Genomic DNA, 17,092 nt, shown 5'->3' with positions numbered 1-17,092 from the left:
GGTTCGCGTGGTCGGTGCGCTGGCGCACAAAGCATTGTTGTATATCAATGGTGTTGCTGATTCACGACAAAGACTTTGGTGTTGAAAAAAACTAATTTGCTAGGTGGAACTTTTACAAGCACGGCCATTTCCAAGCACCGCGGCCGAGGCAATCGTACGACTTGTTACCAGCATGCCACTGTATATTAGCAACAATGATGAGCTTGATAACTAATATTACATTGATGTTGTATTCCTGCCGCGTTCTGTTGGTTTGCCGGGCTTCTTCCAGGCAACTTTTACGCGCCGCAGCCAGCTCCGCCACTTTTCATCAAGGAGTTACCCGTGTTTGACCTTCCCCGTGATTTTTCTTCCCCGCTGTCTGGCAAACTGGGCCCGCTATGTCTGCTGGGTCTGCTGTTGTCGCCGGCTCTGGCGATGCCGGCCTGGGCCGACAGCGGCGTATCCCTGTTTTCGCCCAGCGGCACGGTCAAGGCCGTACGCCAGGTGCGGGCCCAGTTCGCCACGCCGATGGTGCCGTTCGGCGACATGGGCTTGCCCGCGCCGTTCGCCATCGATTGCGGCAAGGCCGAGCCTGCCGTGGTGGCGGGCGCGGGTCGCTGGGCCGACGAGCGCAACTGGAATTTCGATTTCGAGCGCGACTTGCCGGCCGGCGTGGCCTGCAGCTTTACCTTGAAAGGGGGGCTGAAGGACCTGGCGGGCCAGCCGCTGCAGGGCACGGCGTCCTACCGCTTTTCCACGGGCGGCCCGGCCATCGTCGAGGCCTTACCGTATGACGGCCAGCCGTATATCGATGAAAACCAGATCTTCGTGCTGGGCCTGGACGCCGCGCCAAACGAGGCCAGCGTGGCCGCGCATGCGTATTGCCGCGCCGATGGCATCAATGAAAAGATTCCCGTGCGCCTACTCAAGGGCAAGGAGCTGGAGCAGGTCCTGGCCTTGCGCAAGAGTTTTCTCGACCGCTACCTGACCGTGTACTTCAAGAAGCGGGGCACGGTGTGGAAAGTGGGCATGCCCGTGGCCAGCAAGGGCGCGCCGCCGCTGCCCGTCACCGTGCTGCAATGCAAGCGCAGCTTCCCCGCCAATGCCAAGGTGGCGCTCGTGTGGGGCGAGGGCATCGCCAGCGCCAGCGGCATCGCCACGGACAAGGCGCAAACCCTGCAGTACAAGACGCGGCCCGACTTCACGGCCAAGTTCAGCTGCGAACGCAGCAATCCCAAGGAGCAGTGCATTCCCTTCCTGCCCATGCGCGTGCAGTTTTCCTCGCCCGTGAAAGCGTCGCTGGTGCGCGCCATGACCCTGACAGGCGGCGGCAAGACGTATGCGCCGACGATCTCAAAAGACGAAGAAAAGGCGGAATTCCTGTACGGCGCCGCTTTCAACGGGCCGTTCCCTGTGCAAGCAAGTTTCGTGCTGAATTTGCCGCCGAAACTGACGGATGACGCGGGCCGCGCCTTGCTCAACCGCGCGCGCTTCCCCATGACGGTGCGCACGGGCGAACAGCCGCCGCTGCTCAAATTCCCGGCCCCGTTCGGCATCATCGAAGCGAAGGGCGACGGCTTGCTGCCCGTCACTGTGCGCAATATCGAGCCCGTGTTGTCGGGCAAGGAAATCGCGCAGCCAGCTGCTGCCACGGGCGCCACCTTGCGCGTGCCCGACAATGACGACAAGTTCATCATCGAGTGGATGCAGCGCCTGGCCGGCAATGGCGAGGGGGGAGAGTACTGGCAGCCCTACGCCCAGTATGCGGGCAACATGAGTAAATCCGTGCTGGCAAACGCGTCCGGCACGCGTCCCCTCAGCCTGCCGCGCCCCGATGGCAAGAAAACCTTTGAAGTGATCGGCATCCCGCTGCAAAAGCCGGGCTTTTATGTGGTCGAGCTGGCCAGCCCCATCCTGGGCAAGGTGTTGCTGGGCAAACCCACCACGGCCTACATCCGCACGGCCGCGCTGGTGACCAACCTGGCAGCCCATTTCAAGCATGGCGCGCAATCGTCGCTCGTGTGGGTGACGTCGCTGGACAAGGGCGCACCCGTTGCCAAGGCGCAAGTGGCCGTGCGCGACTGCGCCGGCAAGCTGCTGTGGCAAGGCGCCACGGGCGCGGACGGCGTGGCGCAGATTCCCAGCGAGCTGGCCAATTCCAGCTGCAAGAACAATGGCCGCTATTTCATCAGTGCGCGCAGCGGCGGCGACATGACGTTTACCCTGTCGGACTGGGTGGGCGGCATCGAAGCTTGGCGTTTCAACTTGCCCACGGACGACACGCGTGCCGACAATACCCTGCTGGCCACGGTATTTGACCGCACTTTGCTGCGCGCCGGCGAAACCGTGCACATGAAGCATTTCATCCGCAAGCACACGGAGCAGGGCATGAGCCTGGTGGACAAGAACAACGGTCCCGGCAGCGCCACCTCCGTCGTCATCACGCACCAGGGCAGCGACCAGAATTACCAGTTGCCCCTGCGCTGGTCGGCCAGCGGCACGGCGGAAAGCGATTGGCTGATTCCCGCCGACGCCAAGCAGGGCGAATACAGCGTGACCATGGCGGGCCGCCCTTCCGGCAGTTTCCGGGTCGAAGCGTTCCGCGTGCCCACCATGAAAGCCGTGCTGCAGGGGCCGAAGGCGCCCGCCGTGCAGGCAAGGCAGCTGGCCCTCGATGCGCAAATCACCTACCTGGCCGGCGGCGCCGCCACGAATGCGCCCGTCAAGTTGCGCACGGTGCTGCAGGACAAGAGCGTGACGTTTGCCGATTATCCCGATTACAGCTTCAGCAATGGAGACGTGAAGGAAGGCCTCGTCAAGCAGGGCACGGGCTACGACGACGATGACGGCGAATGGCAGGACGAAGGCAATGGCATGCCGGCCGGCGCCGGCGCCGCTGCGGCGCGCACGCAAAGCCTGACCCTGGACAAGGCGGGCGGTGCGCGCATCGTCATCGACCAGCTGCCGCAGCTGGCCGCGCCGCGCGACCTGGTGGCGGAAATGGCTTTCCAGGATGCGAATGGCGAGACGGCTTCCGTGGCCACAAGAGTGCCGCTGTGGCCATCGAACTATGTGATCGGCATCAAGCCCGACGCCTGGGCCTTGAGCAAGGATGCGTTCAAGTTCACGGTGGCCGTGCTGGGCACCAATGGCAAGCCCGTGGCAAATGCGGCCGTCGCCGTCGACTTCTTCCAGCGCAACAGCTATTCGCACCGCCGGCGCCTGATCGGCGGCTTCTACGCATATGAAAACAGCAGCGAAGTGGTCAAGCTGGGCCCCGCATGTGCGGGCAAGACGGACAACAAGGGCCTCTTGATTTGCGACGTGAAGGCGCCCGCCAGCGGCAATCTGATCCTGCGCGCCCGCACGCAGGATGCGTCCGGCAATGCGGCCGTCGCCAACCGCGAAACCTGGGTGGCCGGCAGCGGCGACTGGTGGTTCAACGCCAGCGACAATGACCGCATCGACGTCTTGCCTGAAAAGAAACGCTATGAACCGGGCCAGGAAGCGAGCTTGCAGGTACGCATGCCATTCCGCTCGGGCACGGCGCTGATCACGGTCGAGCGCGAAGGCATCCTCGATACCTATGTGCGCCAGCTCAATGGCCGGGAACCGGTGGTGACCATCCCGGTCAAACCGAACTATGCGCCCAATGTGTATGTGTCCGTGTTTGTCGTGCGGGGGCGGGTCGACGGCGTGCAGCCCATGGCCCTGGTGGATCTGGGCAAGCCGGCCTACAAGATGGGTATCGCGCCCCTGAACGTGGGGTGGCAGGCGCATGAGCTGAACGTGATGGTCGTGTCCGACAAGGAAGTGTATAAAACGCGCGACAAGGCAGAGGTGTCTGTGCGCGTGCGCCGCGCCGACGGTAAAGCCTTGCCGGCCGGTGCCGAAGTGGCGCTGGCGGCCGTCGACACGGGGCTGCTGGAATTGATGCCCAACGATAGCTGGAAGTTGCTCGATACCATGATGGCGCAGCGCAGCCTGCAGGTGGAAACGGCGACGGCGCAGATGCAGGTGATCGGCAAGCGCCACTTCGGCCGCAAGGCGTTTCCGGCCGGCGGTGGCGGCGGCAAGGGCGCCAGCCGCGAACTGTTCGACACCCTGCTGTTCTGGAAGGGTACCGTCAAGCTCGACGCCAAGGGCGAAGCCACGGTGCAAGTACCGCTGAACGACTCGCTGACGGGCTTCCGCATCGTTGCCGTCGCCAGCGCGGGCCAGGAATTGTTTGGCACGGGCAGCACGGATATCCGCAGCTCGCAAGACTTGATCCTGATGTCGGGCTTGCCGACCCTCGTGCGCGAAGGCGACCAGTTGCGCGCGGGATTCACCGTGCGCAACACCTCGGCCGCATCGTTGAACGTGGACCTCAATGCCAGCGCGGCCGGCAAGGCCTTGCCGCGCCAAAGTTTGACCTTGGCGGCGGGCGAGGCGCGCGAAGTGGGCTGGGATTACCAGGTGCCGCTGGGCGCGGCCAGCATTGTGTGGGAGATCGGCGCGAAAGCAGGAAACCATACCGACAAGCTGAAAATCATGCAGAAAGTGGGCCAGGCCACGCCCGTGCGCACGTATCAAGCTACCTTGCAGCAAATCGACAAGCCCATCAATATGTCCGTGCAAATGCCGGCCGGCGCCTTGCCGGGCCGGGGCGGCATCCAGACGAGTTTTGTGGCCAAACTGGGTGGCGAGCTGCCCGGCGTGCGCGAGTACATGGCTGCCTATCCGTACACCTGCTTCGAGCAAAACACGTCGAAGGCCATCGCCCTGCAGGATCAGGAGGCGTGGAACAAGCTGGCCGCCAGCCTGCCCGCCTACCTGGACAGCGATGGCATGCTGAAATACTTCCCCATCATGGAGCAGGGCAGCGACAGCCTGACGGCGTACGTGCTGTCGGCAACGAAAGAGGCGGGCTATGCGATTCCCGAACAGACGAAGAACCGCATGGAAGAAGCCTTGACGGCCTTCGTGCAGGGCCGCATCGTGCGCCGTTCCGCGCTGGACACGACGGACCTGGCCGTACGCAAGCTGGCCGCGCTGGAAGCGCTGTCGCGTTCCAACAAGGTGCCGCCCGATGCCCTGGAGAGTATCAGCATCAACCCGAACCTGTGGCCGACCTCGGCCGTCATCGACTGGAGCCTGTTGCTGCAACGCACGCCGAGCCTGGCGCGCCGCGATGCGCTGCTGGCCGAGGCGCAGCAGATCTTGCGCAGCCGGTTGAACTTCCAGGGTACGACCATGGGCTTTTCCACGGAGCGCAAGGATAACTGGTGGTGGCTGATGGTGTCCGGCGACGTCAACGCCAACCGCCTGCTGCTGGCCGTGATGGACAATCCGGCGTGGAAGGACGACATCGGCCGCCTCGTGCGCGGCAGCATGGGCCGCCAGAAAAAGGGCCGCTGGGATACCACGGTGGCCAACGCCTGGGGCACCCTGGCCATTGCCAGGTTCTCGGCCAAGTTCGAGTCCACTCCCGTGACGGGCGCCAGCGCCGTCAAACTGGGCAGCGACACCCAGGCGCTCGTGTGGAATGGCGCGGCGAAAGTGGGCCCCGTGCTGCAAGCGTGGCCGGCAGGCACGGATACCCTGGGCCTGGCGCACAGCGGCACGGGCAAACCGTGGGCCACCGTGCAAAGCCTGGCGGCCATCCCGCTCAAGGCACCCGTTTCCAGCGGTTATACGATCAAGAAAACCATTACGCCCGTGGAACAGAAAACGACGGGCGCCTGGTCGCGCGGCGACGTCTACCGCGTGCGCCTGGACTTGTCGGCGCAGGCGGACATGAGCTGGGTGGTGGTCGACGACCCGATTCCCGCCAGCGCCACGGTGCTGGGCAATGGCCTGGGCCGCGATTCGCAGCTGCTGACGGCCGGTGAAAAATCCACGGGCTGGGTCTGGCCCACGTTCGAGGAGCGGGCCTTCGACGCTTTCCGTGCCTACTACGCCTTCGTGCCGAAGGGCAACTGGAGCGTGGAATACACGGTGCGCCTGAACAATGCGGGCGACTTCAGCCTGCCTGCCACGCGCATCGAAGCGATGTATTCGCCCGAGATGTTTGGCGAGTCGCCGAATGCGAATGTGAAGGTGGGGCAGTGAAGAAGTTGATTTTTGTCATGGGTTGCATGCTGTCCGGCTCTGCGCTCGCGCAAGCGGTGCTGACGCCGGGCCAGGTGCAGGCCGCCTACCGCAGTTCGGAAGCGCAGCTGCTGGACCGCAGCGGTGCGCCGCTGCAATCCTTGCGCGTGGACATGAAAGTGCGCCGCCTGTCCTGGGTGCCGCTGGCCGACATCTCTCCCGCCGTGCAGCAAGCCGTGCTGCTGGCGGAAGACCAGCGCTTCATGCAGCATGGCGGCGTGGATGTGTCCGCGCTGGCCACGGCGGCCTGGGACAATCTGTTTTCGAAAAAGCCCCGGGGCGCTTCCACCATCACCATGCAGCTGGCAGGCCAGCTGGACGCGGACTTGCAGGCGTCCTCGGGCGGACGCAGCCTGCGCCAGAAGTGGGACCAGATGCGCGCTGCGCAGGCCATCGAGGCCAGCTGGAGCAAGGCGCAGATTTTCGAAGCGTATTTGAACCTCGTGTCGTTCCGCGGCGAGCTGCAAGGTATCGCGTCCGCCTCGTACAGCCTGTTCGGCAAGGCGCCGTCGGGATTGAACCAGACGGACGGGGTCATTTTGGCCAGCCTCGTGCGGGCGCCCAACGCGCCGCCGGCCACCGTCACGCGCCGCGCCTGCGCGCTGGCAAAAGAGTGGCGCATGGACAGCAGCTGCCAGCTGATCGGCCAGCGCGTGCAGACGGCCTTGCAGCGCAACACGCTGTACGCGGAGCTGGCGCCGGCGCCGCAAGTGGCGCAGCAACTGCTGAAACAGCCGGGCGCGCAAGTCGCCAGCACCCTCGATGGCCCACTGCAGCGTTTTGCGCAGGAAAACCTGCGCCAGCAACTGGCATCCTTGCGCGAGCGCAATGTCAACGATGGCGCCATCATCGTGCTGGACAACCGCAGCGGCGAGATCCTCGCCTACGTGGGCAATGCGGGCGGCAGCCATGTGGACGGCGTGGCAGCCCTGCGCCAGGCCGGTTCCACCTTGAAACCATTTTTATATGAACTGGCCATCGAGCGCCGCCTGATGACGGCCGCCTCCGTCATGGACGATACGCCGCTCGACGTCGCCACGGCGTCCGGCATGTATGCGCCGCAAAACTACGACCGCAACTTCAAGGGCTACGTCAGCGCCCGCACCAGCCTGGCCAGTTCCCTGAACATTCCCGCCGTGCGCACGGTGCTGCTGACGGGGCAGGAGGGCTTTTACAACCGCCTCAAGGAAGTGGGCCTGTCCAGCCTGACGGAACCGGCCGAATACTACGGCCCTTCGCTGGCGCTGGGTTCATCGGAAGTGACCCTGCTGGAACTGGCCAACGCCTACCGCGCGCTGGCCAATGGCGGGCTGTACAGCACGGCCAGCCTGCAGCCGGGCCAGGCGGGCAAGGACAGACGCCGCGTGATGGCGCCGGGCGCCGCCTTCATCGTGGGCGACATCCTGGCCGACCGCGCCGCGCGCAGCATGACCTTTGGCTTGCGCAACGAGCTGGGGACGAATTTCTGGAGCGCCGTCAAGACGGGCACGAGCAAGGACATGCGTGACAACTGGTGCATGGGTTATTCGGCGCGCTACACGGTGGGCGTGTGGGTGGGCAATTTCGATGGCAAGCCCATGTGGGACGTGTCGGGCGTGACGGGCGCCGCGCCCGTGTGGCGCGATGTGATGGATTACCTGCATAAAAACGTGCCCAGCCATGCCCCGAAGGCGCCGCCCGGCGTGCTGCAGCAGATGGTGGCGTACCAGCCCGCGCTGGAAGCGCCGCGCCGCGAATGGTTTATCGCCGGCACGGAAAGCCCCGTCATCGCCGTCGTGGGCGACACCGTGAAGCCAGCCGCCATCGTCTACCCGGCCGAGGACAGCATCCTCGCCATCGACCCCGACATCCCGCCGGCCCTGCAGCGCGTCTTTTTCCAGGCCCAGGGCAGCCATGGCTTGCGCTGGGTGCTCGACGGCAAGGACATGGGCGGCGCTGCGGAGAGCATCAGCTGGCGCCCCGTACCGGGCAAGCACGCGCTGGCCCTCGTCGACGACGGGGGCAAGACGGTGACGCAGGTGGCGTTCCAGGTGCGGGGGAATGCGCTGGCGCAGCTGCATTAGGTGTAGTGATTCGCGCCCTTGGCCACGCTAGCGCGGTATTGTCAAAAAGTAGTTACGGCGCGCTGATGATGTTCGTCAGCGCTATGCGGTACGCGGGCTGCACGTCGCCATCCCGGTCCATCTTGTCCATCATGATCACGCCGTAGCCTTGCGCGTACCACACGTATTCGCCGCTCTTGCCCTTGCTTTTTCCACCGACGTCATGCAGTTCGAACTTGCAGGCGTCGGGGAAGCGGCGGCCGCCCAGTTCCAGGCGTTCCCAGCCCAGGAAGGTGATGGAGAAATCGCGTTTGTCCGTACGCGTGGATGTCGTGATCTTGTCGGACAGGCCCGCTAGCGGGTAGTGGGTGCTTATTTGCGTGTCCGTGAACTGCACGCGCACTTCCTGGCCGGGGCGCATGTTGGCGGGGATGGCGGACTGCGGCGTGTAGACATTCTTGCTGCGCACGGTGCCGTCTTCGTTGTAATGGATGGCGCCCGTCAGGAAGACCTGGCCGTCGCGGATATCCTGGTAGGACGTGGCCAGCAGCACGCCGCCGTCGAGGATCAGCTGCGTGCCCTTCTGTTTCTTGCCCTCGAAGGTTTCCTCGACGTTGACTTGCGCGTCGCCATTGTTCTTGCTGAACTTGATGCCCGTCGTCAGTTCCATGCACTGGCCCACCGTGGGCGCCGCCTGTGCACCGGCGGCCGCGAATACGCTGGCCGCCACCATTCCACACCATGCTGCTTTCATTGTCATCCTGGCTATTTTGAAAAGCGAGATGATAGCGTGCCGTGGAGCAATGTGGCGCAGCGCTGGATGCAGCGCTTAGCGGGCTGGCGCGACGGGCGTTGCTGGCGGCGCGGCGGCGGGGCCGCTGGCGGCCGGAGTGTCCGGCGTGGCCACGGGCTTGCCGCGCCGCGTGCGCTTGTCCGTGCGCGTCTTGCCGGGCTTGGCGTCGTGCACCAGTTTGCCTTTGTTGTCGAGTTTGTCGGACTGGTCCGATTGCTGGCCCGGGTCCCTGGCATTGTTGGTGTGGTTGCCCGTCTGGTTCACATTTGTCGTCGACTGGGCTTGGACCCAGGCGCCGCCGACGGTCATCAGGGTGGCGGCCAGCAAGAGAGCGGCGGTTTTCATGGCGGTATCCTGTGCGAGCGTTGAGATGAGCTTGCATTGTCACACAGGAGTCCGCCCGCACGGGTAGGACGCCGCCCCATGGGCGTGTCGGCTTGATGCTCAGCTTATCGGAACTGTTCCGTCGAGATATCGAAGCGCTTGAGCTTGTCGTACAGCGTTTTCTTCGGGATATTCAGGCTGGCGGCCGCGTCGATGACGTTGCCATTGTGGCGGCGTAAGGCTTCCTCGATGATGGAAATCTCGAAGGTGTCCACTTGTTCGGCCAAGGACGCCTCGCGGCAGCCGGCCGGGCTCAGGGTGTCGTCGAGCAAGCCCAGCACGAAGCGGTCGGCCACATTGTGCAGTTCGCGCACATTGCCGGCCCAGCGCTGCGCCATCAGCGAGGCGATCAGTTCGCCGCTGACGAGGGCGGCCGGCTGGCCGTAGCGCAAGGCTGCCTGCAGCACGAAGAATTCGAACAGCAGCGGGATATCTTCGCGCCGGTTGCGCAGCGCGGGCAGGGTCAGGCTGGCCACGTTCAGGCGGTAATACAGGTCGGGACGGAACTTGCCCTGTTCGGCCAGTACATTCAAGTCTTCCTTGGCGGCAGCAATCACGCGGAAATTGACGGAAATTAATTTGTTGGAGCCGAGCCGCTCCACCTGCCGTTCCTGCAGCACGCGCAGCAGCTTGACTTGCAGGGCCAGCGGCATGCTTTCGATTTCGTCCAGGAACAGGGTGCCGCCGTTCGCGTACTCGATCTTGCCGATGCGCTGGCGCTGCGCGCCCGTGAACGCGCCTTCTTCGTGGCCGAACAGTTCCGATTCAAAGATCGATTCGGGCAGGGCGCCGCAGTTGATGGCCACGAACGGGTGGTCGCGCCGCTCGCTGAAGTCGTGCAGGCAGCGGGCGATCAGCTCCTTACCCGTCCCCGTTTCGCCGAGGATGATGATGTCGGCCGACTTGGGCGCCAGGTTCAGCACCAGCTGGCGCACCTTGGCCATGGCCGCGCTGCGCCCCACGATGCGCGCCTCGATGCCGACCCGCTGCTCGAGCTGGCGGCGCAAATTCATGTTTTCCAGCACCAGATGGCGTTTGTCGAGCGCGCGGCGGCACACTTCCACCAGCAGGTCGGCGGAAAACGGTTTTTCGATGAAATCGTAGGCGCCACGGCGCATGGCGCCCACGGCCATCGACACGTCACCGTGGCCCGTGACGAGGATGACGGGCAGGCTGGCATCCTGCGCCACGGCGATATCGAGCAGTTTCAAGCCATCCATGCCGGGCAGCTTGATATCGCTCAATAAAATGCCGGCAAATTCGGGCACCAGGTAGGGCAGCGCTTCCTCGGCCGTGGCGACGGCCGTCACTTGCAGTCCCGCCAGTTCCAGCGATTGCCGCGCGCCCTTGCGCACGACGGCATCGTCTTCCACCAGCAGCACTTGCATGCCCTCAAAATTATTCTCGTGCATCAGATGTTTCCTTCGTCTCTCTCCCCCGGGTCGCAGCTCAGGGTGATGGTAAATTGTGCGCCGCCCCCTTCCTGCGCGCTGCGGTTGCGCACGGCCAGCGCGCTGCCCGCCGCGCGCAGTATGCCTGCGCTGATCGACAATCCCAAGCCCAGCCCGTGTTCCTTGGTGGTATAGAAGGGGTCGAAGATCTTGTCCAGCGAAGCGAGCGGGATGCCGGGGCCATTATCGGTGATATGCAGCACGGCGAGGCTGCCTTCGCGGCGCACCTGGAACCAGATCTGCACGGGCTCGCTTTCCGGCACGGCATCCATGGCATTGGTGATCAGGTTGGTAAACACCTGTTCCAGGCCGATGGCGTTGCACAGCACGATGATGTCGTCCTCCAGCCAGCTTTCATGCAGGGTCAGCCGCTGCGAATTCTTGCGCGTGCGGATTTGCAGCATGGTTTGCGCAAACGCCTGGCGCACGCTGACGGGTTTGCGGGCATCGTCGCTGCGCCGCGCAAAGCCTTTCAGTTGCGACGTCACATAGCCGAGGCGCTTGACGAGGTCGGAAATGGTGGACAGGTTGTCCAGCGCATCGTCGATGCGCCCGCGCGCCAGGAAGACCTTGGCATTGTCGGAAAACGTCTGCAGGGCGGCCAGCGGCTGGTTCAGCTCGTGCGTGACGCCGGCCGCCATCTGGCCGATGGCTGCTAGCTTGCCGCTTTGTACCAGTTCCGCCTGGGCATAGCGCAGGGTCTGCTCGGCCCGCTCGCGCTCGGCCACTTCCGCCTGCAGGCGGCCATTCGCGTGCACGAGGTCGGCCGTGCGCTGCTCGACCTTGATTTCCAGCTGTTCATAGGCGCGCGCCAGGGTTTGCTGCGCATTGAGCTTGTCGTCGATGCGGCGCCGGCGCTGGCGCGCATACATCAGGGCCAGCAGCAGCAGGGCCCAGCCCAGCGCGGCGGCGATGGCCGCGTTGCTCGCCGCTTCATTAACCTGGTCGAGTTCGGCCAGCACGGTGATCTGCCATTGCAGCGGACCCAGCGCGCGGTTCACGGCCAGATAGTCGGCACTGCCGGACAGGGCGGGGGTGTCGCCCGTCTGCGGCCGTTCCAGTGTCATCACGCTGGCGCCATCGGCAAACTGGCGCCGCAGCCGGTGCGGCAAGATGGGCAGGTTTTCCTGCAGGAACTGGCGCTGCGCGCTGATGTCGTTCTTCGCGGCCGGCGACAGGGGCGCCAGGGTCTTGAACTTGAAGGCGGGTGTGGTGGCCAGGATCAGCACGCCATTGGCATCCTTGACCCAGATCTGTTCGCCCGCGCCGGGCGTGCGCCACGATTGCTCGATCCAGTCCAGGTTGACCTTGGCGGCGACGATGCCGATGATGCGCCCGTTGCGCTGCACGGGCTGCGAAATGAAATAGCCGGCCTCGAAGGTGGAAGCGCCGATGCCGTAGAAGCGGCCGATGCCGCCCGCGATCGCATCCTTGAAGTAGGGGCGGAAACCATAGTTGACGCCCACGTAGGAGCTGCGGTCTTGCCAGTTGCTGGACGCCAGGGTCGTGCCCTTGTCGTCGAGCACGTAGACGGCAAAGGCGCCCGCGCGGCGGTTCATGTCGACCAGGTAGGCGTTGATCTGCGTGACCTTGTCGGCGCTGGGCTGCTCCAGCAGCTGCGCCACCGCATCGCTCTGGGCCACGGCCAGGGGCAGGAATTCGTATTTGTTGAGGGCGCCGCCGATGGAGGCCGCATACAGTTCCGCGCGCGAGTCGAGCGTGCGGTGCAATTCATCGAGCTGGCGCTGCTTGACCCAGGCATACGACGCCCACGTCAGCACGACCAGCGAACCCACGGCCAGCAGGGGGGCTAGCGCGGGTTTCAGGGTCCATTTGCCGAATGCCATGGTGCTCCGTGTGTCTGTTTAGCAATGCGGGGTCAGACCCGGCGGGTCTGACCCCATTACTTAGTCTGCAGTACTTGCCATGGTCTCGGCGTTGTGATGCCGCTGCTGCTCTTCCATCACCATCTCGCCCAGCATGCGCTTGAGGCGGTTGAACTCGGGGTCGCTCGGGTCGCGCGGGCGGGGCAGCTCGATGGCCACGTCGCGCTTGATGGTGCCGGGACGGTAGGTCATGACGATGGTGCGGTCGGCCAGGTAGATCGATTCCTCGATCGAGTGCGTGACGAACACGATGGTGGTGCCGAAGACTTTCCAGATTTTCAGCAGCTCATCTTGCAGGTTGCGCCGCGTCAAGGCATCCAGCGCGCCGAACGGTTCATCCATCAGCATGATCGGCGAATCGAGGGCCAGCACGCGGGCAATCGCCACGCGCTGGCGCATGCCGCCCGACAAGTCTTTCGGGTAGCGGGCACGGAATTCCGTCAAGCCCAGCATGCTCAGCAGCATGTCGACCCGTTCCTTGATCTCGGCCGGCGTCTTGCCGGCGATTTCCAGGCCGAAAGCGATATTGCTCTCGATGGTCATCCACGGGAACAGCGCGTATTCCTGGAATACCATGCCGCGGTCGGGGCCGGGCTCGGTGATCAGCTTGCCGCCGGCCAGGATCTGGCCCGACGTCGGCTGCGAAAAGCCGGCGATGGCGTTGAGCAGGGTCGACTTGCCGCAGCCGGACGGCCCCAGCAGGCAGATGAATTCGCCGCTGGCGATTTCCAGGTTGATATCCTTCAGGGCGATGACGTCCGCGCCGCCCGTGGTGAAGATTTTATTGACTGCATTGATATTGATCGTGGTCATGGCCGTTCCTCTCAGTGTTCCAGGCCGCGGTGCCACTGCAGCAAATGATTATTCAGGGCATTCATGGCCATGTCGATGGCCAGGCCGAACAGGCCGATGGTAAACATGCCGGCGATAATCTTGTCAGACCAGAAATATTCGCGCGCTTCCAGGATGCGGAAACCGAGGCCGCTGTTGACGGCAATCATTTCCGCCACGATCACGACGATGAAGGCCGTGCCCATGCCGATGCGCGCGCCGGCCAGGATGTAGGGCGTGGCGGCCGGCAGGATGACGCGGCGGAACATCGTCATCTGGCTGGCGCCCAGGTTGCGCGCGGCGCGGATGTAGATGCCGTCGACCTGGCGCACGCCGGCGATGGTATTCATCAGTACGGGGAAGAAGGAACCAATGCTGATCAGGAAGAAGGCGGGCGGGTTGCCCAGGCCGAACCACAGAATCGCCAGCGGAATGTAGGCGATCGGCGGAATCGGACGCAGCACCTGCACCAGCGGGTCGAACAGTTTATAGATGGTCTTGTTGGTGCCCATCAGCAAGCCCAGCGGCAAGGCCAGGCCCGCGCCGATGGCGAAGCCGCCCAGCACGCGCGACAGGCTGGCCCAGGCGTCATGCGGCAGTTCGCCGGAGAACAGCCACACCAGGTAGTTGCCCGATTCGGGCGTGTACGCTTCCAGCGGTACCAGGTATTCATACCACTTCACCAGCACGGCCACGGGCGAGGGCAGGATTTGCGGGTTGATCCAGCCAAACGTGGACATGGCTTGCCACAGCAGCAGCACGGCCACGGGCACGGCGGCGCCGTGCGCGAAGCGTTTCATCATTTGAATATTCATCGTGACACTTTCAGATTAGCGTGGAGCGTAGGACTTCTTGGCTTTTTCCAGCAGGTCCAGCTTGACCCAATCCTGTGCTGCAGGCGGTTTGGCCATGCGGCCCACGCCGAATTTCACCATGTAGTCGGTGGTCAACTGGACGTGGCTTTGCGTGATGTCTTCCGTGAAGATGGCGTTGTCGATGGCATCGCGGTAATCCTCGGACGTGATCTGGTTCTTGAACATCGATTCGCGCACGTATTTTTCCGCCAGTTTCGGATCGGCCAGGAAGGCCCGCGTGGCGGCGACGAAGCAATCCATGAAGCGCTGGGCCACGGCAGGTTTCTCTTTGTACATCTTTTCCGTCATCACGAGGGCGCGCACGGGCTCGCCCAGCGGCGTGTCGTAGGGTTTGATGACGGCCGAGCCGTATTTCTTGTGGATCGCCTGCGTGGAGTAGGGCTCGGACTGGCTCATGGCGTCGATATCCTTGGTCAGCAGCGCCTGGTTCAGGTCCGGGTAGCCCATGTACAGGATCTGCACGTCCTTGCCCGGCTTGTCGGACCAGGTCAGCTTGGCCTTGGTCAGCTCGGCAAACAGCAGGATTTCCTGCGGGCCGCCGCGCGTGACGCCGACTTTCTTGCCTTTCAGGTCGGCGATGCCCTTGATGTTCAGGTCGGGACGGCCGACGATCTGCACGCCGCCCTTGGCAAAGCCGCCCACCAGGTACACGGGCAAGCCCGTGGCGCGGCCCGTGATGGCTGCTTCCAGCGCGCTGGCGGACACGTCGATTTCACCGGCAATCATGGCCGGCACGATGTCGAGGCCCTTGGCGAAGATGCGCTCTTCGATCTTCAGGTCGTATTTGGGCGCGATTTCCTTCATGTAGGCGACGGCGCCGTAATGGGCGAATTTCAGGTTGCCCAGGCGGACGGTATCGGCCGCGTGCACGGCCAGCGGGAATTGCGCGGCCAGGGCGACGGCTACGGCCAGAGCCTTGGTGTTCAGGAAGGACGAGATGCGGAAGGTGCGTGCCATGCTGTTGTCTCCAAAAGGTAGATGGTTTTATATGGGGTGAAGCTGCCGCTCTGCGGCGGTTATGAAAATATAAAAGCATCTTCCGTGCCAGTGGAGCGCATTTTGACGTTTATTGCAAGTGATTGTTTATAAAGGTTTAATTTGAATCTAGTGAAAATGGGAAATAGCGATATTCCGCCTTTCCGCACGGGGAGGGGAAAGGCTGTGCGGATTGCCGCATTCCGGGCGGCCGGCGCGCTGCCCGCCGGTGCCGGACATGCAGGTCACGATGGGGGCCAACTTGCGGGTGAACCTTCGGGGCGCGGCCGACTCCAAACGTAAAAAAACGCGTTGCAAACAGGCTGGCAACGCGTAACTCCCCCGTGGAGTAGGGGCGGCGCCGCGCGGGCGCCTGATCGATCGCCGTCTGGCGGCTGTTATTTGGGCGCCGTGGCGGGCGGCAGTGCGGGCGCGGTGGCCGGATCGGTCAGGGGCGCCGGCGGCGTCGTGCTGCCCGGACCGGCTTCCGGCGTGGCTGGCGCGACGGGCGCCGGCATCACCTGCGGGGCGGACGCGGGGTTGGGCGCCGTTTCAGGCAATGGCGCCTCGGCCGGTTTTTTGCAGGCGGACAGGGTGACGAGGGCGGCGGCGGCCAGCAGGGCAGGCATGTTCATGATGGTTCCTTTGCAAGTATCAAGATGGGCGCGGTGCGGGCGGCGCGGGCGGTGGATGACCGCGCGCCGCGCGTGAAGCTTGAATTTATGGCACCGATGCCGATGCTTCTGTTCGCCATTTCACCTTGAACGCAGAAATGTCGCCCCGTGTAGCGACGGCAAAAAATAGATGCGATAGAGAAATAATTCACACGGGAAATATTTTTCACTTTCTTGCTTCTAATGTTCGTTAACGCACAGACCAAGCGAGAGCACGGTGGCATTCTGTGTCCAGACGCTCAGGATTCGTGGCGTTCTGGTATAAAAATTGCCAAGAACTTAACAATCCGGGCTACCGGCAATCGTTTAAAAGGAGTATTCAAATGCATGCAATGACTCAGTCTCACGTGAAGAGCGAATTAAAGGCAGCGCACCAGGAACTTCGTAGCCCCGAAAAAGGCTCGCAAATGGTAGAACGCGCAGCACCCATCCCCCCGGAACGCATGAATCCCATTTCCATGGCACCGATCGAGCGCGTGCGTTCGACGTCGGCCACCCTGCGCCGCATCGAAAACATGCAAAAGCTGATCGGCGAATTGTCGCTGCACGAGATGCTGGCCGATGAAATCGCCTGGTTCCTCAAGTTTTCGCCATCGGGCGCCCGCAAATATATCCGCGACCTGCGCGAAGCGGGCGTGATCGAACTGGCACGTTACATCGAAGGCACGGCCACCTACCTGGGCAAGGCAGTGTACCAGCTGACGCCGGACCCTGAGCGCGTGCGCGCCTTCCTGGCCGCCATCGTCCAGCCAAAACGCGAAGGCGCGCCACCGCGCAAGGACCGTCCCGGCCTGCGCGAGCAAAGCATGGCAGGCAGCGGCCGTCACTTCCACATCCTGGCCGATGACACGCATTACGCCATCCGCGTCAACCGCGGTCCCGTGACGCGCGATCCGCTGGTGGCCGCCCTGTTTGGTGCGCCGCAGCAGAAAGCTGCCGAGTAATAGTTACGGCGGCTGAACGGCCGCGTGGCGGCTGGCGGGCGTAATGCTTGTGGTTCGTATTATCAGACGCATGTCGAAAGCCGGGTTGCGACCCGGCTTTTGGCGTTGCGCCGAACGGTCCGG

11 protein-coding genes are annotated in these 17,092 nt (G+C 63.8%); 3 read left to right on the top strand and 8 right to left on the bottom strand.

The genetic code is table 11. From position 1 onward, the window contains the following. Nucleotides 1-324 precede the first annotated feature (324 nt). Both VPH41_RS18525 and pbpC read left to right on the top strand, forming a co-directional pair. Nucleotides 325-6,075 carry an alpha-2-macroglobulin family protein gene (locus tag VPH41_RS18525; protein ID WP_328571065.1) on the top strand — a complete coding sequence of 1,917 codons (5,751 nt, stop codon included), beginning with the start codon at nucleotides 325-327 and terminating at the stop codon, nucleotides 6,073-6,075. A gap of 17 nt (nucleotides 6,076-6,092) precedes the next feature. Then, complete coding sequence (pbpC, locus tag VPH41_RS18520) at nucleotides 6,093-8,177, top strand: penicillin-binding protein 1C (RefSeq protein WP_328571246.1); 2,085 nt, start codon at nucleotides 6,093-6,095, stop codon at nucleotides 8,175-8,177. A gap of 52 nt (nucleotides 8,178-8,229) precedes the next feature. On the opposite strand, the gene VPH41_RS18515 is transcribed toward pbpC, so the two are convergent. The 8 genes from VPH41_RS18515 to VPH41_RS18480 form a co-directional block, all read right to left on the bottom strand. Then, the gene (locus tag VPH41_RS18515) at nucleotides 8,230-8,910 is read right to left on the bottom strand and encodes a hypothetical protein (protein ID WP_328571064.1); all 681 of its coding nucleotides are present in this window, start codon (nucleotides 8,908-8,910) and stop codon (nucleotides 8,230-8,232) included. A 75-nt stretch (nucleotides 8,911-8,985) separates the two neighbouring features. Then, on the bottom strand, nucleotides 8,986-9,294 hold the full coding sequence (locus VPH41_RS18510) for a hypothetical protein (RefSeq protein WP_152256292.1): 309 nt from the start codon (nucleotides 9,292-9,294) through the stop codon (nucleotides 8,986-8,988). A gap of 104 nt (nucleotides 9,295-9,398) precedes the next feature. Then, nucleotides 9,399-10,745, bottom strand: a complete 1,347-nt coding sequence (locus tag VPH41_RS18505; RefSeq protein WP_034758888.1) for a sigma-54-dependent transcriptional regulator — start codon at nucleotides 10,743-10,745, stop codon at nucleotides 9,399-9,401. Next, complete coding sequence (locus VPH41_RS18500) at nucleotides 10,745-12,631, bottom strand: sensor histidine kinase (protein WP_328571063.1); 1,887 nt, start codon at nucleotides 12,629-12,631, stop codon at nucleotides 10,745-10,747. The genes VPH41_RS18505 and VPH41_RS18500 overlap by 1 nt, the downstream gene beginning before the upstream one ends. Nucleotides 12,632-12,691: 60 nt before the next feature. Then, a complete protein-coding gene (locus tag VPH41_RS18495) occupies nucleotides 12,692-13,483 on the bottom strand; it encodes an ABC transporter ATP-binding protein (protein ID WP_077401587.1) in 792 nt (263 codons plus the stop codon). Between the two features lie 11 nt (nucleotides 13,484-13,494). After that, the gene (locus VPH41_RS18490) at nucleotides 13,495-14,304 is read right to left on the bottom strand and encodes an ABC transporter permease (protein WP_405002788.1); all 810 of its coding nucleotides are present in this window, start codon (nucleotides 14,302-14,304) and stop codon (nucleotides 13,495-13,497) included. Between the two features lie 27 nt (nucleotides 14,305-14,331). Further along, nucleotides 14,332-15,333, bottom strand: coding sequence for an ABC transporter substrate-binding protein (locus tag VPH41_RS18485; RefSeq protein WP_152281813.1), 1,002 nt, complete (start codon nucleotides 15,331-15,333; stop codon nucleotides 14,332-14,334). Between the two features lie 416 nt (nucleotides 15,334-15,749). After that, nucleotides 15,750-15,986: a hypothetical protein gene (locus tag VPH41_RS18480; RefSeq protein WP_152281814.1), complete on the bottom strand. Its 237-nt coding sequence runs from the start codon at nucleotides 15,984-15,986 to the stop codon at nucleotides 15,750-15,752. 482 nt (nucleotides 15,987-16,468) lie between these two features. Here VPH41_RS18480 and VPH41_RS18475 point away from each other — a divergent pair, with 482 nt between their 5' ends. Beyond that, a complete protein-coding gene (locus VPH41_RS18475) occupies nucleotides 16,469-16,969 on the top strand; it encodes a winged helix-turn-helix domain-containing protein (RefSeq protein WP_010396453.1) in 501 nt (166 codons plus the stop codon). Nucleotides 16,970-17,092: the final 123 nt, after the last annotated feature.

Origin of the sequence: Janthinobacterium sp. P210006, from assembly GCF_036231885.1 — a bacterium.
Taxonomy (GTDB): Bacteria; Pseudomonadota; Gammaproteobacteria; order Burkholderiales; family Burkholderiaceae_D; genus Janthinobacterium; species Janthinobacterium violaceinigrum.
This window is presented reverse-complemented; position numbering and strand designations above follow the sequence as displayed.